Source organism: Burkholderia sp. Bp8992, from assembly GCF_003853705.1.
Lineage (GTDB): Bacteria > Pseudomonadota > Gammaproteobacteria > Burkholderiales > Burkholderiaceae > Burkholderia.
Map to the genome: position 1 here is coordinate 107672 of NZ_QTQI01000010.1, position 23676 is coordinate 131347.

22 protein-coding genes are annotated in these 23676 nt (G+C 68.5%); 4 read left to right on the forward strand and 18 right to left on the reverse strand.

The window, feature by feature from the left end; all coding sequences use genetic code 11:
- Positions 1-317: 317 nt before the first annotated feature.
- The 6 genes from actP to DIE03_RS16795 form a co-directional block, all read right to left on the reverse strand.
- Positions 318-2003: a cation/acetate symporter ActP gene (gene actP, locus DIE03_RS16770; RefSeq protein WP_124452187.1), complete on the reverse strand. Its 1686-nt coding sequence runs from the start codon at positions 2001-2003 to the stop codon at positions 318-320.
- A gap of 11 nt (positions 2004-2014) precedes the next feature.
- On the reverse strand, positions 2015-2320 hold the full coding sequence (locus tag DIE03_RS16775) for a DUF485 domain-containing protein (protein WP_069620222.1): 306 nt from the start codon (positions 2318-2320) through the stop codon (positions 2015-2017).
- 96 nt (positions 2321-2416) lie between these two features.
- On the reverse strand, positions 2417-3622 hold the full coding sequence (locus tag DIE03_RS16780; protein ID WP_124452189.1) for a CaiB/BaiF CoA-transferase family protein: 1206 nt from the start codon (positions 3620-3622) through the stop codon (positions 2417-2419).
- A gap of 30 nt (positions 3623-3652) precedes the next feature.
- Positions 3653-4798, reverse strand: a complete 1146-nt coding sequence (locus DIE03_RS16785) for an acyl-CoA dehydrogenase family protein (RefSeq protein ID WP_124452191.1) — start codon at positions 4796-4798, stop codon at positions 3653-3655.
- 14 nt (positions 4799-4812) lie between these two features.
- On the reverse strand, positions 4813-6009 hold the full coding sequence (locus tag DIE03_RS16790; protein WP_124452193.1) for an acyl-CoA dehydrogenase family protein: 1197 nt from the start codon (positions 6007-6009) through the stop codon (positions 4813-4815).
- A gap of 29 nt (positions 6010-6038) precedes the next feature.
- Positions 6039-8174, reverse strand: coding sequence for a 3-hydroxyacyl-CoA dehydrogenase NAD-binding domain-containing protein (locus DIE03_RS16795; protein ID WP_124452195.1), 2136 nt, complete (start codon positions 8172-8174; stop codon positions 6039-6041).
- Positions 8175-8414: 240 nt separating this feature from the next.
- On the opposite strand from DIE03_RS16795, the gene DIE03_RS16800 reads away from it, so the two are divergent.
- From DIE03_RS16800 to DIE03_RS16810, 3 genes are all read left to right on the forward strand, one after another.
- Positions 8415-9377, forward strand: coding sequence for a LysR family transcriptional regulator (locus DIE03_RS16800; RefSeq protein ID WP_124452197.1), 963 nt, complete (start codon positions 8415-8417; stop codon positions 9375-9377).
- A 71-nt stretch (positions 9378-9448) separates the two neighbouring features.
- Positions 9449-11323, forward strand: a complete 1875-nt coding sequence (ggt, locus tag DIE03_RS16805) for a gamma-glutamyltransferase (RefSeq protein WP_124452200.1) — start codon at positions 9449-9451, stop codon at positions 11321-11323.
- Between the two features lie 5 nt (positions 11324-11328).
- Positions 11329-11925, forward strand: a complete 597-nt coding sequence (locus tag DIE03_RS16810; protein ID WP_124452202.1) for a hypothetical protein — start codon at positions 11329-11331, stop codon at positions 11923-11925.
- 37 nt (positions 11926-11962) lie between these two features.
- Here the strand turns inward: DIE03_RS16810 and DIE03_RS16815 are convergent, their stop codons facing one another.
- From DIE03_RS16815 to DIE03_RS16840, 6 genes are all read right to left on the reverse strand, one after another.
- Positions 11963-12925 carry an ABC transporter permease subunit gene (locus DIE03_RS16815; protein WP_124452203.1) on the reverse strand — a complete coding sequence of 321 codons (963 nt, stop codon included), beginning with the start codon at positions 12923-12925 and terminating at the stop codon, positions 11963-11965.
- Positions 12925-13722, reverse strand: coding sequence for a taurine ABC transporter ATP-binding protein (locus DIE03_RS16820; RefSeq protein WP_124452205.1), 798 nt, complete (start codon positions 13720-13722; stop codon positions 12925-12927). The genes DIE03_RS16815 and DIE03_RS16820 overlap by 1 nt, the downstream gene beginning before the upstream one ends.
- Positions 13723-13764: 42 nt before the next feature.
- Positions 13765-14781: a taurine ABC transporter substrate-binding protein gene (tauA, locus tag DIE03_RS16825; RefSeq protein WP_124452207.1), complete on the reverse strand. Its 1017-nt coding sequence runs from the start codon at positions 14779-14781 to the stop codon at positions 13765-13767.
- Positions 14782-15032: 251 nt separating this feature from the next.
- Positions 15033-16025: a lipoyl synthase gene (gene lipA / locus DIE03_RS16830; RefSeq protein ID WP_124452210.1), complete on the reverse strand. Its 993-nt coding sequence runs from the start codon at positions 16023-16025 to the stop codon at positions 15033-15035.
- Positions 16018-16773, reverse strand: coding sequence for a lipoyl(octanoyl) transferase LipB (gene lipB / locus DIE03_RS16835; protein WP_124452212.1), 756 nt, complete (start codon positions 16771-16773; stop codon positions 16018-16020). Before lipB ends, lipA begins: the two co-directional genes overlap by 8 nt.
- An 83-nt stretch (positions 16774-16856) precedes the next feature.
- Complete coding sequence (locus DIE03_RS16840; protein WP_124452213.1) at positions 16857-17183, reverse strand: DUF2917 domain-containing protein; 327 nt, start codon at positions 17181-17183, stop codon at positions 16857-16859.
- A 102-nt stretch (positions 17184-17285) separates the two neighbouring features.
- Here DIE03_RS16840 and DIE03_RS16845 point away from each other — a divergent pair, with 102 nt between their 5' ends.
- Complete coding sequence (locus DIE03_RS16845) at positions 17286-18275, forward strand: transcriptional regulator GcvA (protein ID WP_124452215.1); 990 nt, start codon at positions 17286-17288, stop codon at positions 18273-18275.
- Between the two features lie 24 nt (positions 18276-18299).
- Here DIE03_RS16845 and DIE03_RS16850 read toward each other — a convergent pair whose 3' ends face one another.
- The 6 genes from DIE03_RS16850 to DIE03_RS16875 form a co-directional block, all read right to left on the reverse strand.
- Complete coding sequence (locus DIE03_RS16850) at positions 18300-18608, reverse strand: YbeD family protein (RefSeq protein WP_011353335.1); 309 nt, start codon at positions 18606-18608, stop codon at positions 18300-18302.
- Entirely contained in the window at positions 18608-19534 is a 927-nt protein-coding gene (locus tag DIE03_RS16855) for a D-amino acid aminotransferase (protein WP_124452216.1), read from the reverse strand. The genes DIE03_RS16850 and DIE03_RS16855 overlap by 1 nt, the downstream gene beginning before the upstream one ends.
- A 48-nt stretch (positions 19535-19582) precedes the next feature.
- Entirely contained in the window at positions 19583-20896 is a 1314-nt protein-coding gene (locus tag DIE03_RS16860; protein WP_124452218.1) for a D-alanyl-D-alanine carboxypeptidase family protein, read from the reverse strand.
- Positions 20897-21393: 497 nt separating this feature from the next.
- Positions 21394-22038 carry an alpha/beta hydrolase gene (locus DIE03_RS16865; RefSeq protein ID WP_124452220.1) on the reverse strand — a complete coding sequence of 215 codons (645 nt, stop codon included), beginning with the start codon at positions 22036-22038 and terminating at the stop codon, positions 21394-21396.
- A 13-nt stretch (positions 22039-22051) separates the two neighbouring features.
- Positions 22052-22369 carry a ferredoxin gene (locus tag DIE03_RS16870; protein WP_045567109.1) on the reverse strand — a complete coding sequence of 106 codons (318 nt, stop codon included), beginning with the start codon at positions 22367-22369 and terminating at the stop codon, positions 22052-22054.
- A 147-nt stretch (positions 22370-22516) separates the two neighbouring features.
- Positions 22517-23668, reverse strand: a complete 1152-nt coding sequence (locus DIE03_RS16875) for a VanZ family protein (protein ID WP_124452222.1) — start codon at positions 23666-23668, stop codon at positions 22517-22519.
- Positions 23669-23676 lie beyond the last annotated feature (8 nt).

The window sequence follows — 23676 nt, forward strand, 5'->3', positions numbered from 1 at the left end:
TCACGCGCGCAGGCGAATGTCTCAGGGGAAAAGTCACCCGCCCGCGCGGCTGCCGTGCCGCAACAAGCGATGCCTCAGGACATCCGGAGGGGGAGGAAGGCATTGGTCATCGTTGTCTCCTTGCTTGCTGTAGTAGTTCGGCCGGGGGATGGCCGTGCGTTTTATATCGCAAGGTCGATGCCAGGTTTCAGGAACCCCTCAAGCCGTTGTTTTCATTGTATTTCCCATAATGCGGCAGGCAAGAAAATCCGGGATTCCGGATTTCCGGAAAATATCCGTCCGGCGATCCGGACGGATGCATTGTTTCATCAGAGGAATCAGTGCTGGACGGCCCGGCTCGCGAGCACGCCCGTCTGCGCGTAGAACTCCTGCTGCTCGAACGCGGCGCGCTCGCGCCGCGCGCGCTCGCCGCGATCGGCGAGCGAGCCGACGACGATCCCGATGAACGCGAGCGGCACCGACACGAGCGCCGGGTTGTCGAGGAACACCGGTGCGTGCGCGTGGTGCAGCACGTCGACCCATACCGACTTCGACAGCACCGTGAGCGCGACCGCCGACACGAGGCCGAGGCCGCCGCCGAGCACCGCGCCGCGGGTCGTCATCCCGCGCCAGAAGATCGACATCGCGAGCACCGGGAAATTGGCGCTCGCGGCCACCGCCGCGACAAGCCCGACCATGAACGCGACGTTCACGTGCTCGAACAGGATCGACAGCGCGATCGCGACGGCCGACAGCACGATCGTCGCCGTGCGCGAGATGCGCATCTCGAGGCGCTCGTCGGGCTTGCCGCGCGCCCACATCTGCGCATACAGGTCGTGCGAGATCGTCGTCGCGCCGGCCAGCGTCAGGCCCGCGACCACCGCGAGGATCGTCGCGAACGTGACGGCCGCGATGAACCCGTAGAACCAGTTCCCGCCGACCGCCTGTGCGAGCTTCACCGCCACCATGTTCGAACCGCCGAGCAGGTCGTGCGTCAGGTTGAACGTGCCGTTCGCGCCGAGCCGGAAGAACTCCGGATGCTGCGCGAGCAGCACGATCGCCGAGAAGCCGATCACGAAGGTCAGCAGGTAGAAGTAGCCGATGAAGCCGGTCGCGTAGAGCACCGACTTGCGCGCCTCCTTCGCGTTCGGCACCGTGAAGAAGCGCATCAGGATGTGCGGGAAGCCGGCCGTGCCGAACATCAGCGCGATGCCGAGCGACAGCGCGTTGGCCGGATCGCGGATCAGCTTGCCGGGCCCCATGATCGACAGCGCGCCCGGATGCACGGCCACCGCGCGGCGGAACATCTCGTCGACGCTGAAGCCGAATTCGCCGAGCGCGAGCAACGCGAGCAGCGTCGCGCCGCACAGCAGCAGCACGGCCTTGATCACCTGCACCCAGGTGGTCGCGGTCATCCCGCCGAAGAACACGTAGACGACCATCAGCACGCCGACGATCAGCTCGGCCGTGCCGTACGACAGCCCGAACAGCAGCTGGATCAGCTTGCCCGCGCCGACCATCTGCACGACGAGGTACAGCACGACGATCGTCAGCGCGTTGGCGGACGTCAGCAGCCGGATCGGCCGCTGCGCGAAGCGGTACGCGACGACGTCGACGAACGTGAACTTGCCGAGGTTGCGCAGCGGCTCGGCGATCAGGAACATCACGAACGGCCAGCCGACCAGGAAGCCGATCGAGTAGATCAGCCCGTCGAAGCCGAACATGAACACCATGCCGGACAGCCCGAGGAACGATGCGGCCGACATGTAGTCGCCCGCGATCGCGAGCCCGTTCTGCAGCCCGGTAATGCCGCCGCCGGCCGTGTAGAAGTCGCGCGTCGAGCGCGTGCGCCGCGCGGCCCAGCGCGTGAGCGCGAGCGTCGCGAACACGAACGCGAAGAACATCCCGATCGCGACCGGGTTCAGTTCGACCTTGTCGGGCATCGGGCCGGCGACGCCGGTCGCATGGGCGGCGGAGGAAACGAGAACGGCCAGCGCGACGAGCGCGCTCGAAATGAATCGCATGTCGGCCCCCGTCACGGACGTTGCAGGATCGCGTCGACGCGGCGGTCGAACGCACGGTTCGCGCGCAGCACGTAGCACGCGGTCAGGCCGATCGCGACCAGGATGATCGCGACGCCCGCGGCGATCCCGACCGTCGTCGTCGCGCCGCGGTACAGCGGCGCCGCGAGCACGTGCGGCGCGAGCGCGACGAGCAGGATGAAGCCGTAGTACGTGGCGATCATCAGTGCCGTGAGCGTGAAGCTGAAGCGGCGCCGTGCACGCACGAGCTGCTGGTAGTCGCGGCGCGCCGTGACCGATTCGATGACGGAAAGCTCCATGTTGTCTCCATTTCCAGCTCGTCATGGCGAGCAGTGTTTTGTGGAATGGTCGGCGCGCCTCCACTGCCCCGCCCGCGCCGCGGCGGAACAAGCGATCTACACGACGCGATCCGCCCGCAACCTTGCGACCTCGCCGGGCGACATCCCGAGCCAGCCGCCGAGCACCGCCTCCGTATCGGCGCCGAGCACCGGCGGCGCTCCGCGCACCGGCAGCCGCGCGCCGTCGAAGCGGTACGGCGGCGCGAGCACGTCGACGTCGCCCGCGACCGGATGCGGCTGCCGCGTGACGAGCCCGGCGCGCGTTGCACGTTCGGACGTCAGCGCTTCATGCAGCCCGAGCACTTCGCCGCACGGGATGCCCGCATCGGCGAGCGCGGCGAGCAGCGTCGCGCGTGACCGGCGTGCCAGTTCGCGACGAATCTCGGGCAGCAGGTCCGCACGATTCTCCGAGCGGCCGAGGTTGGTCTTGTAGCGTTCGTCCGCGGCGAGATCGGGCCGCTCGATCGCATCGCAAAAGCGTGCGAACTGCGTGTTGTTGCCGACCGTGATCACGAGCGGGCCGTCGGCCGCGTCGAACACGCCGTACGGCACGATCGACGGATGCGCATTGCCGTAGCGCGGCGGATCTTCGCCCATCAGCAGCGCGTCGAGCCCGTAGTACGCGGTGATCATCAGCCCGCAGTCGAACAGCGCCATCTCGATGCGGCGCCCGCGCCCGGTGGCGTGGCGTTCGTACAGCGCGGCGAGGATCGCCTGCGCCGAATACATGCCGGTGAACAGGTCGACTGCCGCGACGCCGAACTTCAGCGGCGGCTGGCCAGCCTCGCCGTTCAGCGCCATCAGCCCGGCCTCGCCTTGCACGACGAGGTCGTAGCCGGGCCGCGCGGCTTCGGCGCCCGAACGGTCGTAGCCTGAGATCGCGCAGTGCACGAGGCGCGGATTCAGTTCGGCCAGCGCGTCGTAGCCGAGGCCGAGTTTTTCCGCGCCGCCGAACTTGAAGTTGTGAAGCACCACGTCGGCCTGCGCGGCGAGCTCGCGTGCGAGCCGCCGCCCTTCTTCGGTCTGCAGGTCGAGACAGATCGACCGCTTGCTGCGGTTCACGCTGTTGAAATAGGTGGTTTCGGTATCGCCGATCCGCAGCCCCCAGTCGCGCGTATCGTCGCCGCGCGCCGGATGCTCGACCTTGATCACTTCCGCGCCGAAATCGGCGAGCACCATCGCGCACCACGGGCCTGCCAGCACGCGCGAGAAATCGAGCACCTTCACGCCGGCCAGCGGCAACGCGCGCGGTTCGTTCGTCATCCTTGTCTCCTCCATTCGCGCTGCGCGCCTTTACTGTTTCGACAGCGCGATGTAGCGCGCGAGATGATGATCTTCATCACCGAGCTGGTGGTCGATCATCACGAGGCGCTTCGCGTAGTGCGACAGCGGCAGCTCCCACGTCATCCCGATCCCGCCGTGCAGCTGGATGCTCTCCTCGGCGACGAGCGTGCCGATCCGGCCGATGCTGTATTTCGCGGCCGCGAGCGCGCGTTCGCGCACCGCGCGCGGCGCGTCGAGCTGCGCGGCCGCGTTGATCACCGCCGAGCGCGCCTGCTCGACTTCGAGCAGCAGGTCGGCCATCCGGTGCTGCAGCGCCTGGAAGCTGCCGATCGGCAGCCCGAACTGCTTGCGCGTGCGCAGGTACTCGAGCGTGTGCTCCTTGGCGACATCCATCGCGCCGAGCGCTTCCGCCGACAGCGCGAGCAGCCCGTAGCCGAGCACGCGTTCGAGCAGTTCGACGCCCGCTTCGCCATTGTGTGCATCCGGCGCACCGAGCGCCGCATCGGCCGGCAGCGCGACGCCCTCGAAGCGCACCTCGGCCGCGCGGCCGCCGTCGATCTTCCGGTAGTCGCGCAGCGACAGGCCCGGCGCATCGGCCGGCACGACGAACAGGCCGATGCCGGCCGCATCGTCGTCCTGCCCCGACACGCGCGCGCTGACGACGAAGAACGCCACCTGCGCCGCCTGGTCGACGACGCCCTTCGCGCCCGTCAGCACCCAGCCGTCGCCCGTGCGTTCGGCGCGCGTGCGCACGGTCGTCAGTTCGTAGTGCGAGCCCGGTTCGTCGTGCGCGAACGCGGCGCTCGCGCTGCCGTCGATCAGCGCGGCGAGCCTGTCGCGGTGCGCATCGCCGCCGGCGAGCGCCAGCGCGCGGCCCGCGAGCAGCGCGCCGAGGAACGGCTCGACGACGAGCCCGCGCCCGAGGCATTCGAACACCACGGCGATGTCGAAGCCCGCGCCGCCGAAGCCGCCGTCGGCTTCGGCAAACAGCGCGCCGACCGTGCCGAGTTCGGCAAAGCGCCGCCACATCGCGCGATCGAAGCCTTCAGCCGACTGCGCGATGCGGTCGCGCACCGGGAACGCGTACTGTTCGGCGATGAAGCGGTTCAACGTGTCCGCCAGCATCCGGCGGTCTTCTGTGTGCTGGAAATCCATCGTCGCGTCCCTCGTTACAGCCCGAGCATCATCTTCGCGATGATGTTCTTCTGGATCTCGTTCGAGCCGCCGAAGATCGACAGCTTCCGGTTGTTGAAGTACTGCTGCGCGGCGCTCGCGGCGTCGTCCGGGCCGACCGGCTCGCTGTCGCAGTCGGCATCGAGTGCTTCCTCGACGAACGGCTGCGCGTACGGCCCCATCGCGCGCCGCATCAGCGCGGTGATCTCCTGGCGGATCTGCGTGCCGCGGATCTTCAGCATCGAGCTTTCCGCGCCCGGTGCGCCGCCGCCCGCGACCGCGGCCAGCACGCGCAGGTTGGTCGTGCGCATGTTCTCGAGTTCGATCTCGACCCGCGCGATGCGCGCCGCGAAGAACGGATCGTCCGCGAGCGGCCTGCCGTTCTTCGTGACTGTCGCCGCGACCGCGCGCAGCCGCTCGAGCGCGGCCGTCGAGAACCCGATCCCCGCGATATTGGTGCGCTCGTACGTGAGCAGGTACTTCGCGTAGGTCCAGCCGCGGTTCTCTTCGCCGACGAGGTTCTCCACCGGCACCCGCACGTCGGTGAAGAACACCTCGTTCACCTCGTGCTCGCCGTCGAGCGTGATGATCGGGCGGACCTCGACCCCGGGCGTATTCATGTCGATCAGCAGGAAGCTGATGCCTTCCTGCTTGCGCACGTCGGTCGCGGTGCGCACGAGGCAGAAGATCATGTTCGCGTAGTGGCCGAGCGTGGTCCACGTCTTCTGGCCGTTCACGACGTAGTGATCGCCATGGCGCACCGCGCTCGTCTTCACCGCCGCGAGATCGGAGCCGGCACCCGGCTCCGAGTAGCCCTGGCACCACCAGTCGGTGCCGTCGAGGATGCGCGGCAGCCAGTGGCGCTTCTGCGCTTCGTTGCCGTACTTGATCAGCACGGGGCCGAGCATGTTCACGCCGAACGGCACGATGCGCGGCGCACCCGCGAGCGCGCATTCGTTGTCGAACAGGAACTTCTGCGCGACGCTCCAGCCGGGGCCGCCGTATTCGGCCGGCCAGTGACTCGCGAGCCAGCCGCGCGCGTGGAGGATCGCGTGCCATTCGCGCATGTCGTCGCGCGTGAGGTGCAGGCCGCCCTTCACCTTGCGCGCGATGCGCGCGGGCAGTTCGGCTTGCAGGAAGCGCTGCACTTCCGTGCGGAAGGCTTCCTCTTCGGGAGTGAAATCGAGGTCCATCTTCGTTCCGTTGCGAATGCGGTTGGCGTTCAGTCGACGCGGTTCAGGCTCGCGAAATCCGCACCGCGCGCGACGAGATCGACGAGCAGCGGCGACGGCTTCCAGAACAGCGGGTCTTCCTTCGCGAACGCGCGGATGTCGGCAAGCACGTTCGCGAGGCCGACCGTGTCCGCGTAGTGCATCGGGCCGCCGCGATAGCGCGGGAAGCCGTAGCCGTACAGGAACACCGCATCGACATCGAGCGGACGCAGCGCGATCTTCTCGTGCACGACGTTCGCGCCTTCGTTGATCATCGCGGCGAGGTAGCGGCGCAGGATCTCGTCGTCGGTGAACGTGCGCGGCGTGACGCCCTTCTTCGCACGCTCTTCCGCGACGATCGCTTCGACTTCCGGGTCGGGCGTGCCGACGCGCGCGCCGTCCGGGTACAGGTAGTAGCCGCGCGACGTCTTCTGCCCGAACCAGCCGCGCTCGCACAGCCGGTCGGAAATCTCGACGTAGCGTGCGCGCGGGTCGCGCGTCGCCGCGCGGCGCTTGCGGGTCGCCCAGCCGATGTCGCCGCCCGCGAGGTCGACGACCTGGAACGGGCCCATCGGGAAGCCGAATTCGCGCACCGCGCGATCGATCTGGTACGGCGACGCACCGTCTTCCATCAGGTAGTCGGCCGCCGTGCGATAGACGGCGAGGATCCGGTTGCCGATGAAGCCGTCGCATACGCCTGCCCGCACCGGCGTCTTCTTCAGTTGCTTCGCCAGCGCGAACGCGGTCGCGACGACGTCCGCGCTCACGCGCTTCGGCACCACGATCTCGAGCAGCTTCATCACGTTGGCCGGCGAGAAGAAATGCAGGCCGATCACGTCGGCCGGCCGGTCGATGCTCGCGGCCAGCGCGTCGATGTCGAGATACGACGTGTTGGTCGCGAGCACCGCGCCCGGCTTGCACACGCGTGCGAGCTCGGCGAACACGGCCTGCTTCACGGCCATGTCCTCGAACACGGCCTCGATCACGACGTCGGCCTGCGCGAGCGCGTCGTACGACGTGCTGCCCTTGAAGCGCGCGAGCCGCGCCGCATGCGCGGCCGGCGTCATCCGCCCTTTCGCGACGAGGCCGTCGTACACCTTCTCGACGTGCGCACGGCCGCGCGCGAGCGACGCTTCGTCGCGTTCGATCATCGTCACCGGCAGCCCGGCGTCGAGCGCCGCGACCGCGATGCCCGCGCCCATCGTGCCGCCGCCGACCACGCCAATCCGCTCGACCGGCCGCGCGCTCGCGCGCCGCGCCTCGGGCGCCTTCGCCGCTTCGCGCTCCGCGAAGAACGCATGCACGAGGCCCGCGCGCTGCGGGCTGTCGATGCATTGCAGGAACAGGCTGCGCTCGAACTTCATCCCCGCGTCGAACGACTGCGTGAGCGCGGCCTCGACCGCGTCGACGATCTTCGCCGGCGAGAAGAGGCCGCGCGATTTCTTCGGCAGCTCCGCGCGCGCCGCGTCGATCGCAGCCTGCGCGGCCACACGATCGGCGAGGCCCTGCGCGTCGCGCGTACGGCGCACCGGTGCGCCGAGCGACACGAGCTCCTGCGCGTAGGCGAGCCCTTCGGCGAGCGTGTCGTCGCTGTGCGCGACGCGGTCGACCAGGCCGAGCGCGAGCGCCTCCTCGGCGCTCGCATGGCGGCCCGTCAGCATCAGGTCGAGCGCGGCCTTCGCGCCGATCAGGCGCGGCGCGCGCTGCGTGCCGCCCGCACCGGGCAGGAGGCCGAGCGTGACTTCGGGCAGCCCGAGCTTCGCGCCGGGTACGGCGAGCCGGTAATGCGCGGCCAGCGCGACTTCGAGGCCGCCGCCGAGCGTCGCGCCGTGCAGCGCGACCACGACCGGCTTCGCACTCGACTCGATCCGCTCGCACACGTCGGGCAGCGACGGCGGCACCGGCGGCTTGCCGAATTCGCGGATGTCGGCGCCCGCGATGAAGTTGCGGCCGGCGCCGACGATCAGCACCGCGCGGATCGCGTCGTCGGCCTGCGCGGCGTCGAGCGCGTCGGCCAGGCCGCGCCGCACGTCGGCGGACAACGCATTGACGGGCGGATGGTCGATCGTGACGACCAGCACCTTGTCGCGGCGCTCGCGCGTGACGGTGCCGGCCGTCGGGCTGGCGGGGGAAGCAGTGGAATTCATCGTGTCTCCAGTAGTGCGGTGCGCCGGGCGGCGGGAAACGGCCGGGCCCGGCCAGCAGCGCCGGTGCGCGAGCCGGTTCGGGCGGCGCGGGAAACGGTCCGGCGTGGTTGCCGGGCATGACTCGATTCTCGATTGATCGAGATTCATTGACAATTCCCTCCCGCTTTTACAAGCTGTCAAGTCTGACTTGACACTGAATGCTTTCCGACCGTTAAACGGGACGGATCAGGAGACACCGGCATGGACCTGAACGCGCTGACGCTGCTCGTCGAGATCCTCGACGCCGGCAATCTCAGCAAGGCCGCGCAGCGGCTCAAGATGAGCCGCGCGAACGTCAGCTACCGGCTGAACCAGCTCGAGCGCTCGATCGGCCAGCAGCTCGTGCGGCGCACGACGCGGCGCATCGAGCCGACCGAGATCGGGCTGAAGCTGTACGAGCACGGCCGGCGCATCCGCAACGAGCTGCTGGCCGCGCAGGAATCGGTGACGACGCTCGGCCAGGACCTGCAGGGCCGCGTGCGGCTGTCGGTGCCGAGCGGCTACGGGCAGATGGTGATGTCGGAATGGCTGCTCGCGTTCAAGCGGCTGCACCCGGGCATCGTGCTCGACGTCGTGTTCGAGAATCGCGTGGAAGACCTGATGCGCGACGAAGTCGACATCGCGATCCGCGTGATGTCCGAGCCGCCGCAGAACCTCGTCGCGCGCGACATGGGCGCGGTGCGCTACGTCGCGTGCGCGTCGCCCGCGTTCGCCGCCGCGCACGGGATGCCGTCGAGCCTCGGCGCGCTGGCCGCCGCGCCGGTCGTCACCGCGACGGTGATGGGCCGGCAGTTGCGGATCGCCGCGTATCTCGGCGACGAGCGCCACGAGGTGCTGCTCGAACCCACGTTGATTTCGGAGAACTTCCTGTTCCTGCGCCAGGCGATCCTCGCGGGGATCGGCGTCGGCATCGTGCCCGACTACGTGATGCAGGACGACATGCGGCGCGGCACCGTCGTCACGTCGCTCGACGCGTACCGGCTCAGCATCTTCGGCACGCACATGTACATGCTCTACATGCCGAACCGGCATCACACGCGCGCGACGTCGACGTTCATAGAGTTCATCCTCGAACAGGCCGGAAAGACCGGCCGGGGCGGGCCAGGCGGGATTCGTCAGGGTTTTCTGTCGGATGACAAGCCGCCGGCCACGCGGCGACAATAGCGCGCCGGGGCCGGCAGCCGCGTGGCGCCGGCGCCATTGCCTCCTTTGAATTCACTGCTGCCGAGGGTTCGATGTTCGACCGGATTCGCCCGTCTTCGCGTCCCTGGACGCTGCTTGCCGCCGTCGCGCTCGTCGCGTTCAACGCCGGCTGCACGTCCCCGTCCACGCCGTCGGGCGCCGTCGTCCCGGTCGCCGCCGCCTCGGGCGCGGCCGTCCCGCTGCCGGGCGTGCACGCGCCGGAACTGTCGTCCGGCTGGACCGACAAGGCGGGCTGGACCTCGCAGCACTTCATGATCGCGGCCGCGAACCCGCTCGCGACGCAGGCCGGCTACGACATGCTGAAGGCCGGCGGCACCGCGATCGACGCGGCGATCGCGACGCAGATGGTGCTCGCGCTCGTCGAGCCGCAGTCGTCGGGGATCGGCGGCGGCGCGTTCATGCTGTACTTCGACGGCAAGGCGACGCAGGCCTACGACGGGCGCGAGACCGCGCCGGCCGCCGCGACCGACCGGCTGTTCTACGGGCCGACCGGTCAGCCGATGGGCTTCTACGAAGGCGTCGTCGGCGGGCGCTCGGTCGGCACGCCGGGCGTGCTGCGCATGCTCGACGCCGCGCATCGCGCGCACGGCAAGCTGCCGTGGCGCCGGCTGTTCCAGCCGGCCATCCGGCTTGCCGAGCGCGGCTTCACGATCAGCCCGCGGCTCGCGATGCTGATCGCGAACGACAAGTACCTGAGCAACGACCCGGCCGCCCGCGCGTACTTCTACAACGCGGACGGCACGCCGAAAGCCGCCGGCACCGTGCTGAAGAACCCCGCGCTCGCGACCGTGCTGCGCCAGGTCGCCGACCGCGGCGCGAATGCGTTCTACAGCGGCGCGATCGCGCGCGACATCGTCACGAAGGTGCGCAAGCACCCGACCAATCCGGGCCTGCTGTCGCTGCAGGATCTCGCGCGCTACAAAGCGAAGGTGCGCACGCCGCTGTGCGCCGACTACCGGCGCTCGGTCGTGTGCGGGATGCCGCCGCCGTCGTCGGGCGGCCTCGCGATCGCGCAGATGCTCGGCATCCTCGAGGCGATGCCCGACTGGCAGCAGATCGGCGCGCAGAAGCCGGTGCGCAACGATGTCGGCTACGAGCCGACGCCGTTCGCCGCGCACCTGTTCAGCGAGGCCGGGCGCCTCGCGTATGCGGACCGCGCGCGTTATGTCGCCGATCCCGATTTCGTGCCGCTGCCGGGCGGCAGCTGGGCGAGTCTCACCGACAGGACCTATCTCGCGCAGCGCGCGCGGTTGATCGGCGACAGCAGCATGGGCGTCGCGCAGGCCGGCGCGCCGCAGGGCGCGACGCTCGCGATGGCCGACGACCGCAGCCCCGAACTGCCGTCGACATCCGACATCGCGATCGTCGACCGTTACGGCCAGGCGCTGTCGATGACGACGAGCGTCGAGGATGCGTTCGGCTCGCGGCTGATGGTGCGCGGCTTCATGCTGAACAACCAGCTCACCGACTTCTCGTTCGTGTCGAACGACAACGGCCGGCCGGTCGCGAACCGCGTGCAGCCGGGCAAGCGGCCGCGCTCGGCGATGTCGCCGGAGCTCGTGTTCGACAAGAAGACGAAACAGGTGACGATGATCGTCGGCTCGGCCGGCGGCCCCGCGATCATCAATCACGTCGCGAAGACGCTGGTCGGCGTGCTCGACTGGGGCATGACGATGCAGCAGGCGATCGCGCTGCCGAATTTCGGGTCGATGAACGGGCCGACCCAGCTGGAACGCGGCCGCGTGTCGGAGGCGCTCGCCGACGGGCTCAAGGGCCGCGGGCACGACGTGCGGGTCGTCGAGATGAACTCGGGGCTGCAGGGAATCCAGCGGCTAAACGTGCAGGGGCAGACGGTGTGGTTCGGCGGCGCGGATCCGCGGCGGGAAGGCGTGGCGATGGGGGAATGAGGGCGGTGAGCGACAACTTCACCTATCTGGTCGATCCGGTGGTTTCGCTCGCTGAAGCACCCGCCGAGGCGCAGCGCATGATCGCGTGGCTGCAGGCACGCGGGATCGTCGGCGCGGCGACGCGAGTCGGCGACCTGTATCGCGACGACTTCCGAACCTACGGAATGGAAGCAGGTGATCTGGCGGAAATCGACGACGTCGGTTATCCGCTCGGCCCGCATTATGCGAGCGCATGCGATGCCAACGCGCATTTGCCGCCATCGATTCCTAACTGGCTGGAGATCGTCGTGGAGCGACGTGTCTTCGACGCTGGCGGCGGCGGCCTAGAGGTCTTCTGCCCGGCCTGCGATGCCGAACAGACATCGCTTGGCAACGCATGGGGCATCGCGATTTCGAACTGGTTCGACGGCGACGACGACGCCCCGCTGACCTGCGGCGTATGCGGACACCGACAACCGATGACCCGATGGCGCTATGAGCCGCGATGGGCATTCGGCAATCTTGGCTTCTGCTTCCAGAACTGGCTGCTGAGCGATGCGTTCATCGCCGAATTCGGTGCGGCATACGGTCGACCGCTGACCGTCGTCCATCAACACATCTGAATACGCCGTCGATTCGACTGGTCACGCAGCGCCCTGCCTACCCTCTCCCCTTCCACGGCACCACCCGCCGCTCGACCCACCGCATCGCCAGATCGAACAGCCACGCGATCGCGCCGATGATCAGGATGCCCATCACGACGATATCGGTGCGCAGGAAGCTCGATGCGTTGAGCACCATCTGCCCGAGCCCGGCCGTCGCGGCGACCATCTCGGCCGCGACGAGCGTCGTCCAGCCGAACCCGATCGCGATCCGCAGCCCCGTGAGGATCTCCGGCAGCGCGGCCGGCAGCACCACGTGACGCACGATCTGCGCGAAACTGCCGCCGAGCGAATACGCGGCGTTGATCTGCTCGACCGTCGCCGCGCGCACGCCGGCGCGCGCGGCCATCGCGATCGGCGCGAAGCACGCGAGGAAGATCACGACGAGCTTCGCCGTTTCGTCGATGCCGAACCAGATCACGACGAGCGGCAGGTAAGCGAGCGGCGGCAGCGGCCGGTAGAACTCCAGCAGCGGATCGAGCACGCCGCGCGCGATGCGGCTCACACCCATCAGGATGCCGGCCGGCACGCCGATCGCGGTCGCGAGCGCGAACGCGCCGAACACGCGCGCGGCGCTCCACAACAGATGTTCGGACAGCGGCAGGCCACCCTGGATACGGCCGTGCCACGCGTCGACGAAGGCTGCCCACACCGCTTCCGGCGCGGGCAGGAACAGCGGCGGCAGCCACTGGAAATGCGTCGCGACCCACCACAGCACGGCCAGCACCGCGACCGTCGCCGCGCTCAGCCCTGCGGTCTTCCCTTGTCCCGGCAGCCGGTAACGGCGCGACGACGGCGTGCGACCCAACGCCGCCTGAGGCTGCGTGCGATCGCCCGGTTCGACACCTGCGTCCGTGCGATCGGCCGTCCACGAATCCTGCGTGCTCATGCTGTCCTGCCTGTGCAAAGTACTGTTCCGGCCACGCCCGACGGACGCACCGTGCCGCGCGAGTTCGCCCATCACGCAGGCTCCGCGACCGCCTCGTCGCGATGCAGATACGCGATCAGCCGCTCGCGCCACGCGATGAAATCCGGCGACGACTTCACCGCGCGCGCATCGCGCGATTCGACATAGCGCCGCGCGAACGGCAGCTCGAAGGTTTCCGCGATGCGTCCGGGGCCCGGCGTCATCACGACGAGATGCGTCGCAAGGAACAGCGCCTCCTCGACATCGTGCGTGATGAAGAACACCGTCTTGCCGGTACGCGCCCACACGTCGAGCACGAGCGCTTGCATCGTGCCGCGCGTCATCGCGTCGAGTGCGCCCATCGGCTCGTCCATCAGCAGCACGCGCGGATCGCTCGCAAGTGCACGCGCGATGCCGACGCGCTGCTGCATCCCGCCCGACAGCTCGTACACGCGCGCCTGCGCGTGGCGCTCCAGACCGACGAGCGCGAGCATCTCTCTCGCGCGCGCTTCACGCTCGGCCTTCGACACGCGCGCGAAACGCAGCCCGAGCGCGACGTTGTCGAGCACGTCGAGCCACGGCAGCAGCGCGTATTTCTGGAACACGACACCGCGATCGGCGCCGGGGCCCGTGACCGGCACGCCGTCGACGCGCACGTCGCCGGTCGTCGGCGCGACGAAGCCGGCCATGCAGTTCAGCAGCGTGGTCTTGCCGCACCCGGATGCGCCGAGCGCGACGACGAACTCGCCGGCATCGATGCGCAGGTCGACGCGCGCGAGCGCCTGCGTCGTCGGCCTGCCGCGCTCGCCCGGATAGGCGACCGACACCTGACGGACTTCCAGTGTGCTCATGATCGGGGCTCCGCGATGAGTGAGTGGGCTGAATCGCCGCGCTCAGCGCGCGGCCTTCTGCACGAACTGCGGATCGACGCCGGCCGAATAGTCGGACAGCACCGTCTGGATCGTGCCTTGCGATTTGAGGAACGTGGCCGTGGCCGCGAGCGACTTCGCGGCGCCCGATTGCGCGCCGCCGCCGAGCCACGTCGGCGATGCCTGTTCGGCCGCCGTCGGGAATGCGTAGAGCGCGAGGCTGGCCGGCACGTCCTGCGCGTTCGCGCCGGACACCTTCGCGACCGCCGCGACCTGCGGCGAACCGACCTTCCACGCCGCCGCATGCGCGCGGTAGTCGGCGTCTGCCGCCGCGAGCACCTTCACGAAACGCGTGACGAACTCGGGGTTCTCGCGCGCGAACTTGCGGCTCACGACGAAGCCGTCGAAGGTTGCCTTGCCACTTTCTTTCGCAACCTGGCCCGACGTCGTCAGCACGGTGCCCGATTGCTTGACCTTCGCGAGCACCGGATCCCAGATATAGGTCGCGTCGATGTCGCCGCGCGTCCATGCGGCCGCGACTTCGGGCGGACGCAGATTGACGATCTTCACGTCGTTCGGATTGACGCCCGCGGCCTGCAGCGCGACGAGCGTGTGAAAGTGCGACGTCGACACGAACGGCACGCCGATCTTCTTGCCCTTGAGCGCCGCGATGGTCGTGACGCCCGAGCCGTTGCGCGCGACGAGCGCCTCGGCGTCGTTGATGTTGTCGAGCACCCAGAACAGCGAGATGTCGAGCCCCTGCGACAGGCCGGCCGCGATCGGGCTCGACCCGGCTTCGCCGAGCTGCACGGAGCCCGACGCGAGCGCGCGGATCACGTCGGCGCCGCTGTCGAGCTTGCGGAACGTGACCTTGTAGCCGGTCGCCTTTTCGACTTCACCGCTCGCCTGCGCGTAGCGCCACGGCACGACCATGTCCTGGTACGCGATCACGACTTCGCGCGATTCGGCGTGCGCCGCGCCGAGCGCGGCAAAGGCGGTCAGCGCAACGACGGCGCGGCGGATGAAGCTGAAACGGGACATGCGGCTCTCCTTCGGAATGCGGGCATTGCTGCGGGAGAGCCGACTTTACGAGCTTTGCGCGCGGCGGGAGCGAACTTATCCTGCGAAGCTATCGATGCCGTTTCAGCTTTGCTTTTCATGCTCGACTGGATTGCGCGTCCGGTCGGCTGGCGATTGCCGTGCGGCGGCGCGGATGGCCGCCGCACCAACGAAAAAGCCCGCATCGCTGCGGGCTTTTCCAGGTTCGTCCGAAGACGACGAAGCGAGGACGCTCAGACCACCCCGGCCCCATGCGCCTGCAGATCGGCGTGATAGCTCGACCGCACCATCGCGCCGACGGCCGCGTGCGTGAAGCCCATCTTGTACGCCTCTTCCTCGTACATCTTGAACGTATCCGGATGCACGTAAGCACGCACCGGCAGGTGGTGTTCGGACGGCTGCAGGTACTGGCCGATCGTCAGCATGTCGACGTCGTGCGCGCGCAGGTCGCGCATCACCTGCAGGATTTCCTCTTCGGTCTCGCCGAGGCCGACCATCAGGCCCGACTTCGTCGCGACGTCCGGATGCTGCGCCTTGAAATCCTTCAGCAGCTTCAGCGAATGCGCGTAGTCCGAACCCGGACGCGCTTCCTTGTACAGGCGCGGCACCGTTTCGAGGTTGTGGTTCATCACGTCGGGCGGCGCGGCGTTCAGGATCGAGATCGCGCGGTCGAGACGGCCGCGGAAGTCCGGCGTGAGAATCTCGATGCGCGTTTCCGGCGACTGCTCGCGCACTTCGCGGATGCACTCGACGAAGTGAGCGGCGCCACCGTCGCGCAGGTCGTCGCGGTCGACGCTCGTGATCACCACGTACTTGAGCTTGAGCGCGGCGATCGTGCGTGCGAGGTTTTTCGGTTCGTCCGCGTCGAGCGGATCGGGACGGCCGTGGCCGACGTCGCAGAACGGGCAGCGGCGCGTGCACTTGTCGCCCATGATCATGAACGTCGCGGTGCCCTTGCCGAAGCATTCGCCGATGTTCGGGCAGCTCGCTTCCTCGCACACCGTATGCAGGTTGTGCTCGCGCAGGATCGTCTTGATCTCGTTGAAGCGCGAGCTGCCGGTGGCCGCCTTCACGCGGATCCACTCGGGCTTCTTCAGCTTCTCGATCGGAATGACCTTGATCGGGATGCGCGCCGTCTTCGCCTGCGCCTTCTGCTTGGCGGTCGGATCGTACGCAGCGGGGGCGGCCGAATCGGCCGGTGCGGGAGAAGCGGTAACGTCAGTCATTCGATTGTTCCAGTGCCTGCGGCTTGTCGGCGGCCGCGGATGCGCCGTCGAGGTTGGCGATCAGACGGCGCACCAGCGTGTGGGCGACGTCGTTCCAGTCGGCGGCAACCTCGAGGCTCGCCATGTCGACAGTTTCCAGTCCGGCATAGCCGCACGGGTTGATCGCAAGAAACGGGCGCAGATCCATCTTCACGTTCAGGCTCAGCCCGTGATAGCTGCAGCCGTTGCGGATCTTCAGGCCGAGGGCCGCGATTTTCGCGCCCTCATGCACGCCGGACGCCACGTAGATCCCGGGCGCGCCCGCCTTGCGGACCGAAGCGAGATTATACGCCGCGAGGGTTTCGATCACGGCCTCCTCGATCTTCGTCACGAGCGTGCGCACCATCAGCTTGCGCCGGCGCAGGTCCAGCAGCAGGTAGACGACGATCTGGCCGGGGCCGTGGTAGGTGATTTGCCCGCCGCGGTCGACCTTCACGAGCGGCACGCCGCTGTCGGCCACCAGCAGGTGGGCCGGGTCGCCGGCCTGGCCGAGCGTGTAGACGGGCGGATGTTCGACCACCCAGATCTCGTCGCCGGTGTCAGCCGTGCGCGTGTCGGTGAACGCGCGCATCGCGTCGAAGCTCGTCTCGTAGGCCTCGAGGCCCCGCCAGCGCACGGTGACCGGCTGGGCCGGCTGATCCGGGGCTCCGGCGGGTGATGCGGAAACGGCGACAGGCGTGGACACGATGAAAACCGGCGAAACGGACATGGGCGGTAGTTTACCGAAAACCCATGGGTCTCGCCGGGCCAGGAAAGGGACGGATTGTCAGTATCCGTCGGACGAAACGAAGGTCAGACCGTGCGCCAGCCGTCGTGCAGCAGTGCGCTCACGCGTTCGCGCAGCCGTGCCAGCCCGCCGAGCGCGACTTCCTTGGGCGGCCGCGACACCGAGAACGCGACGCGCGCGCCCTCGCGCCCTTCCGCGCTGAGCCACAGCCGCTCGCCGCGGCGCAGCTTCAGCGTCTCGCCATCGACCAGGAAGTAGTCGTCGACGTCGTCGCTGCGCGTGGCCCACACCGGCCCGCATTGAACGATCAGCCGCGTGCTGCGTTGCACCTTCATCGGCACGGTTTCGCCCACGGGGATTTCGAACGTGATGCTTGAGGAAATTTCTTGCATGATCGACTCCGCCAAAAAGTGCTTCGATGGCTACAATCGTAGTCACTTCAAGGCGTCTGACAAAACGACCAATTTTCACGTCGATGTGAGGAAAATTAGCAAATGGACCTCCGACAGCTACCCGCGCTGAACGCCGTTCGTGCGTTCGAAGCCGCTGCCCGTCACGAGAATTTCTCGCGCGCCGCCGACGAGCTGTTCGTCACGCACGGCGCGGTCAGCCACCAGGTGCGCGCGCTCGAGGAAGAGCTGGGCGTGCAGCTGTTCACGCGCAACGGCAAGCGGCTGTGCCTGACCGATGCCGGCATGCGCTACGCGCAGCAGATCCGCACCGCGCTGATGGTGATCGCCGACGCGACGCGCGACGTGCGCGCCAGCGACCGCGACCGGCGGCTCGTGGTGTCGATGCTGTCGTCGTTCGCCGCGCGCTTCATCACGCCGCGCATCGGCACGTTCATCGAGCGGCATCCGGAGATCGACGTCGAGCTGCAGTCGACCAATTCGCTCACCGATTTCGCGCGCGACGACGTCGATCTCGCGATCCGCTTCGGCGGAGGCACCTATCCGGGCCTGCATGTCGAGCCGCTGTTCGAGGAGGTGTTCTTTCCGGCGTGCGCGCCGACGCTGAACGGCGGCAAGCTGCCGCAGACGCCCGCCGATCTCGTGCACTACAACCTGCTGCGCTCGGACGACGAGCTGTGGCGGCCGTGGTTCGACGCGGCCGGGCTCGACACGCTGACCGAACCGAAACGGGGGATCCTGTACCAGGATTCGTCGAACCTGCTGCTGGCCGCGATCGACGGCCAGGGCATCGCGCTGGTGCGCCGCTCGCTCGCGGTGCACGATCTGCTCGACGGGCGCATCGTGCGCCTGTTCGACATCGACGGGCAGAGCCCGTGGCACTACTTTTTCGTGTGTCCGCCGCCGGTTTTGAACACGCCGCGCGTGCAGGCGTTCAGGACCTGGCTGCTCGAGCAGGTCGTGGAATACAAGCGGATGTGCGAAGAACTGGACGCGCGGCGCGCGGCGGGGAAATGCCCCGCCGAGTGTGCGCTGGAAGGAGGATGGAAAGGGATCAGCGGCCGTTCGCGCTGATCCCCGGGCCGCCAGGGCGGCCGCTCAGAGCACGACCTTGACCATCGGATGGCCGGTCAGTGCGCGGTAGATATTGTCGAGCTGTTCCTGGCTCGTTGCCCGCACGGTGATCGTGAGGCCCGTGTAATTGCCGCCGCTCGATGCACGCTCCTCGATCTTCTCGACATCGATCTCGTTGTCGTGAACGGCCACGACCTTGAAGATCGTGTCCTTGAATTCGGGGTGCGCCTTGCCCATGATCTTGATCGGGAAATCGCACGGAAACTCCAGCAGCGACTCCTTCCGGGTATCGATCGCGCCGGTCACCTCGATGGTTTTGGTCGGTTCGCTCATCATTTTCTCCGGGTTAGGTCAAACTGTTCAAACTCGCGTGCCTTCGCACGCTGGTACGCGTCATACAGCGCCGCGAACACGGGGCCCGGCTTGCCGCCCTGGACGGGCAGGTCGTCGAGCGACGTGACAGGCAGCACTTCCTTCGTGGCCGACGTGATCATGATCTCGTCGGCCGCGCGCAACTCCACTTCGCTGATCTCGCGCGCGACGAACGGGATCTTGCATTCGTCGGCCAGCTGCTCGACCAGCGCGTAGCGGATCCCTTCGAGGATCTTGTTGCTGCGCGGCGGCGCGAACAGCTCGCCGTTCTTCACGATCCATACGTTCGACGACGAGCCTTCGGTCAGGTAGCCGTCGCGCAACTGCAGCGTCTCGAACGCATCGCGTTCGGCCGCATGCTGCGCCATCAGCACGTTGCCGAGCAGCGAGATCGACTTGATGTCGCAATGCAGCCAGCGGCGATCCTCGGCCGTCACGCAGCGCACGCCCTTCGCGCGCTCTTCTGCCGACGGCAGGCGCAGCGGGCTCGTCATCGCGAACACCGTCGGCACCGCGTTCGCGGGGAACGCGTGGCCGCGCTTCGCGACGCCGCGCGTCACCTGCAGGTAGACGAGCGCGTTGCCGTCGCCGAGGCCTTCGGCATTCGCCGCGACCACGCGCTCGATCAGCGCGCGCCAGCCGGCCGCGTCGTGCGGATTGTCGATGCCGATCTTCTTCAGGCTGCGCGCGAGCCGCTCCAGGTGCTGCTCGATCCGGAACGGCACGTGCGCGCCGTCATGCGCATAGACGGGGACGACTTCATACACGCCATCGCCGAAGATGAACCCGCGGTCGAGCACCGGCACACGGGCTTCGGACAGCGGCACCAGTTCCTCCTGCGCCGAGACGCTGAGGTAGACGATCGGTTCGAATTCGGCTTGGCTCATGGCAATGACAGATGGGGATGAAGTCGTGAAAACAAAGGCCCGTCGTGCTTACTTCTTCTTGCTGAACATCAGCAGGATCGAGTCCCAGATACGCCCGAAGATACCCGCTTCCGGCACGGCCTGCAGCGCGACGACCGGGAATTCCGACAGCGTCTTGCCGTCGGCGACGATCTTCACGGTGCCGACCTGCTGGCCTTCCGCGAGCGGCGCGATCAGCGGCGCGTTCACGACGACTTCGGTCTTGACCTTGTCGCCGAGGCCGCGCGGCACGGTCGCCCACTGGTCGCCCTTCACGCCGACCTGCACGGTGTTTTCCTTGCCCTTGTAGAGGCGCGGCGTCGAGATCGCCTGGCCGCCCTTGAACAGGCGCACCGAATCGAACGCGCTGTAGCCGTAGTTCAGCATCTTCATGCTGTCCTGCGTGCGCTCGCCTTCCTTCTGCTCACCCATCATCACCGACACCAGGCGGCGCTGGCCGTCGACACCCGGGATCGCGCGCTTCGCCGATGCGATCAGGCAGTAGCCGGCCGCCTGCGTATGGCCGGTCTTCAGGCCGTCGACCGTCGGGTCGAGCCACAGCAAGCGGTTGCGGTTGCCCTGGCGGATGTTGTTGTACTTGAATTCCTTCTCCGAGAAGATGCTGTAGTACTGCGGAAAATCGCGGATCAGGTGGGCCGACAGCTTCGCGAGGTCGCCGGCCGTCGTGTAGTGGTTCGGGTCGGGCATGCCGTTCACGTCGGCGAAGTGCGTGCCCTTCATGTCGAGGCGCTGCGCCTCGGCGTTCATCAGCGTGACGAACTGCCCTTCGCTGCCGCCGACGAGCTCGGCCAGCGCGATCGCGGCATCGTTGCCCGACTGGATGATCATCCCGTACACGAGGTCGTGCACGGACACCGGCTTGTTCGCCTCGATGAACATGCGCGACTCGTCGCGGCCGACGCGGCGCACCGCTTCGCTCGGCGTGACGATCTGCTCCATCGAGATCTTCTTCTTGTCGAGCGCCTCGAACACGAGGTATGCGGTCATCAGCTTCGTCAGCGACGCAGGCTCGACGCGTTCATCCGCATTGCCCGACGCGAGCACCGTGTTGCTGGTCGCGTCGACGAGCACCCACGAGCGTGCGTTCACGCCCGGCGGCGGCACCGCGCCCGGCATGTAGGTCGCGGGCGCGCCGGTGAACTGCTCGGCGGCGGCCGGCGCCGCATGCGCGGCCTTGGCCTTGGCGGCCGGCTTCGCCTCGGCGACGACGATCGTCGACGCGAGCGCGACAGGCAGCATCACGCCGAGCGCGACGTTGCGCGCGGCGGTGCCGAAGGCGATGGAGGAAGCGAGGGACTTGAGGCCTTGGGAAGACAGACGCATGATCGATTCAGGCTGATGGCAGAAAGTGCGGTGCGAAACGCGCAGGGTTGAACGGCAAGGCGGCGGGCGTTCCGGGCACGCGCCCGACAACGTCGGGCGGCGCGAAACGCGCCGGTTGGACTCGTGCGGAGGCGTTCGGTTCGCGGCCGTCGCGAGCGGGCGGACAGGCGGCGAAACGAGCGCCGCATGGGCCCAGCCGGGCCGCGGGCGACGCGGAATGCGGCCATTATACGTGGCCGCGCAGGGCGTTTTCGCGAACCTGGCGCCGCACGGCCGCGCAGCGGCTTCGGGAGGATAGCGCGAGCAGGTTGCGGGCAAGCGCGCTCGAAGCCGCGCGAAAGGCATGCGCAGGCCGCGTGCAAGTCGGGTTGCGCCGTCGTGCGGCAAGCGACGCGCCGCGCGGTGCGGCGCGATGTCGCGCGAGGTTTCGGGAAGCGGCACGCATCATCCGGCCGGGTGCCGGTGCGTGCGACGGGACGCCGGCGCTTGCCCGCGGGCTAGCGCCACGCGTCGACGATGATGCGCTTCAGCACGTGCAGCTTGCGGTGGAGGAAATGCTCGGCGCCGGGGATCACGACCACCGGCAGTTCCTGCGGCCGCGCCCAGTCGTACACCGACGCGATCGGCACCGTGTCGTCGGTTTCGCCGTGGATCACGAGCGTGTTCTCGGGCACGTCGGCCACCTGCCAGCGGCTCGCGGCCGTACCGACGAACACCATCCGCTCGATCGACTCGCCCGCGTCGCGCAGCCGCTTGGCGACGTGCGACAGCACGAAGGTGCCGAACGAGAAGCCCGCGAGCACGAGCGGCAGGTCCGCGTACGCGGGCTGCGCGCGCATGTGCGCGAGCACCGCCACGAGGTCGTCGGCTTCGCCGGTACCGTTGTCGTGCACGCCTTCGGTCGCACCGACGCCACGGAAGTTCGACCGGTAGACGACATAGTTCAATTGCACGAGCGTGCGCGCGAGCGTCTGCGCAACCTTGTTGTCCATCGTGCCGCCGAACAGCGGATGCGGATGCGCGACGAGCGCGATGCCGCGCGGCGCGGCGCCATCCTCGCGCACGGCGTCAGGCAGGTCGACCGCGATTTCGATCTGCCCGACCGGGCCCGCGATCAGCGATTTCTGCGTATGTACGTTCATTCGACCGGCCCGCTCAGATCTTCAGGCGGTCGACGACCTTGCCGTCGCGCAGGTGCGATTCGACGATCTCGTCGATGTCGGCCCGGTCGACGTACGTGTACCACGTGCCTTCCGGATACACGACCATCACGGGCCCTTCCTCGCAGCGATCGAGGCAGCCGGCCTTGTTGATGCGGACCTTGCCGGGCCCCGCGAGGCCGAGTTCCTTCACGCGCTTTTTCGCGTATTCCTGCATGGTCTGCGCGTCGCATTGCGCGCAGCTCGGGCGTTCGGCGCCCGGTTCGCGCTGGTTCAGGCAGAAGAAGACGTGGTGCTGGTAGTAGGAATCCATGATGATGGCGAGCGGCCCGGCGCGAGGCCGTGCGGAAAGAGGAGCGATTGCCGTTGCGCGCGGCAACGGAGGATGCCGAAGATTATAGCGACCGGCGCGCGCGGCTGCCCGCGATACGGCCGCCGCCGCACGGCCCGGACCGCCGCGTCAGCGGCGCAGCGCGGCCGGCAGCCACGCGCGCTCGACGCGCTGGCCGAGCCAGATCAGCGCCGCGTAGGGCCAGATCCACGCGAGCCAGCGCGCGATGCTGTTGAAGTGCACGTAACGCCCCTGCCGCCAGCCCGACAGCGTGAAGTCGAAGAACGGATTGACCGGCAGCAGGTTCACGAGCGCCACGCCGGCCAGCAGCGCGAGTGCCGCGAGCGTTGCACGCCACGTCTCCGGCACGCGCAGCGCGACGAGCGCCGCGGCGAAGCCGAGCTCGATGCCGAGCCGCGCGCCGGGCGTCGCCCATACGACGACGAGGCCGGTGGCCGACTGCATGAACGTCGCGGCCGCCTTCAGCACGAGCGTCGCCACGACGAGCGCGATCAGCAGCCGGATGCGCGGCGCGCGCGGCCGCATCGCGAGCGACGCGACCGCCAGCGCGGCGAACAGCATCAGCCCGCCGAGCGTCGCCTCCCACGCGGAATCGGACAGCCAGCCGTCGACGCGCTCGGGCCATTCGCTGACCTGCCACGCGGCCGGTAGCCACGCGAGCAGCGCGCCCTGCATCGACGCGTCGGCGCGTTCCCACAGCGCGGCCGGCCAGTCGCCGATGCCGAACAGGAACGGCGACGGAAACAGGATCGCGAACGGCCACAGCGCGGCGAGCAGCAGCGGCGTCGCGCCGTCGGCCTCGAACCACGCGAAGCGCAGCCGGCGCAGCGCGCCGCGGTCGAGCAGCGCGCCCGTGGCCGGTGCGACGAGCGCCGCCCCCAGCAGCGCACCGAGCGCGTTGGCGCCGAGATCGAGATTCGACGCGATACGCGTCGGCAGGTAGGTCTGCAGCGCTTCCATCGAGCCCGACAGCAGGACGCCGAGCACGCCCGCGATCAGCGTCGCGGTCACGCCGCGCCAGCGCGGGTGCAGCGCGAGCACGCCGAGCGCGCCGAACGGCAGGTAGCCGAGCACGTTCGTGACCACGTCGAACGCGGTCACATAGCGCTGCATCGGCGCGAACAGGTAGTCGAACGGCCCGATGCCGAGCGACACCCAGCCTTCGAACGGATACAGCGACGCGTAGACGACCAGCGCCGCGTAAGCGGCGAAGGCCTGCCGCGCGAGCGGCGATGCGCGATGCGTGCCGGTCGCACTCATCGCGGCTG

What these genes read in the sequence shown, in the direction of transcription:
- actP (WP_124452187.1), bottom strand. Translation starts at nt 2,003, where the DNA reads ATGCGATTCATTTCGAGCGCGCTCGTCGCGCTGGCCGTTCTCGTTTCC.
- DIE03_RS16775 (WP_069620222.1), bottom strand. Translation starts at nt 2,320, where the DNA reads ATGGAGCTTTCCGTCATCGAATCGGTCACGGCGCGCCGCGACTACCAG.
- DIE03_RS16780 (WP_124452189.1), bottom strand. Translation starts at nt 3,622, where the DNA reads ATGACGAACGAACCGCGCGCGTTGCCGCTGGCCGGCGTGAAGGTGCTC.
- DIE03_RS16785 (WP_124452191.1), bottom strand. Translation starts at nt 4,798, where the DNA reads ATGGATTTCCAGCACACAGAAGACCGCCGGATGCTGGCGGACACGTTG.
- DIE03_RS16790 (WP_124452193.1), bottom strand. Translation starts at nt 6,009, where the DNA reads ATGGACCTCGATTTCACTCCCGAAGAGGAAGCCTTCCGCACGGAAGTG.
- DIE03_RS16795 (WP_124452195.1), bottom strand. Translation starts at nt 8,174, where the DNA reads ATGAATTCCACTGCTTCCCCCGCCAGCCCGACGGCCGGCACCGTCACG.
- DIE03_RS16800 (WP_124452197.1), top strand. Translation starts at nt 8,415, where the DNA reads ATGGACCTGAACGCGCTGACGCTGCTCGTCGAGATCCTCGACGCCGGC.
- ggt (WP_124452200.1), top strand. Translation starts at nt 9,449, where the DNA reads ATGTTCGACCGGATTCGCCCGTCTTCGCGTCCCTGGACGCTGCTTGCC.
- DIE03_RS16815 (WP_124452203.1), bottom strand. Translation starts at nt 12,925, where the DNA reads ATGGGCGAACTCGCGCGGCACGGTGCGTCCGTCGGGCGTGGCCGGAAC.
- DIE03_RS16820 (WP_124452205.1), bottom strand. Translation starts at nt 13,722, where the DNA reads ATGAGCACACTGGAAGTCCGTCAGGTGTCGGTCGCCTATCCGGGCGAG.
- tauA (WP_124452207.1), bottom strand. Translation starts at nt 14,781, where the DNA reads ATGTCCCGTTTCAGCTTCATCCGCCGCGCCGTCGTTGCGCTGACCGCC.
- lipA (WP_124452210.1), bottom strand. Translation starts at nt 16,025, where the DNA reads ATGACTGACGTTACCGCTTCTCCCGCACCGGCCGATTCGGCCGCCCCC.
- lipB (WP_124452212.1), bottom strand. Translation starts at nt 16,773, where the DNA reads ATGTCCGTTTCGCCGGTTTTCATCGTGTCCACGCCTGTCGCCGTTTCC.
- DIE03_RS16840 (WP_124452213.1), bottom strand. Translation starts at nt 17,183, where the DNA reads ATGCAAGAAATTTCCTCAAGCATCACGTTCGAAATCCCCGTGGGCGAA.
- DIE03_RS16845 (WP_124452215.1), top strand. Translation starts at nt 17,286, where the DNA reads ATGGACCTCCGACAGCTACCCGCGCTGAACGCCGTTCGTGCGTTCGAA.
- DIE03_RS16850 (WP_011353335.1), bottom strand. Translation starts at nt 18,608, where the DNA reads ATGAGCGAACCGACCAAAACCATCGAGGTGACCGGCGCGATCGATACC.
- DIE03_RS16855 (WP_124452216.1), bottom strand. Translation starts at nt 19,534, where the DNA reads ATGAGCCAAGCCGAATTCGAACCGATCGTCTACCTCAGCGTCTCGGCG.
- DIE03_RS16860 (WP_124452218.1), bottom strand. Translation starts at nt 20,896, where the DNA reads ATGCGTCTGTCTTCCCAAGGCCTCAAGTCCCTCGCTTCCTCCATCGCC.
- DIE03_RS16865 (WP_124452220.1), bottom strand. Translation starts at nt 22,038, where the DNA reads ATGAACGTACATACGCAGAAATCGCTGATCGCGGGCCCGGTCGGGCAG.
- DIE03_RS16870 (WP_045567109.1), bottom strand. Translation starts at nt 22,369, where the DNA reads ATGGATTCCTACTACCAGCACCACGTCTTCTTCTGCCTGAACCAGCGC.
- DIE03_RS16875 (WP_124452222.1), bottom strand. Translation starts at nt 23,668, where the DNA reads ATGAGTGCGACCGGCACGCATCGCGCATCGCCGCTCGCGCGGCAGGCC.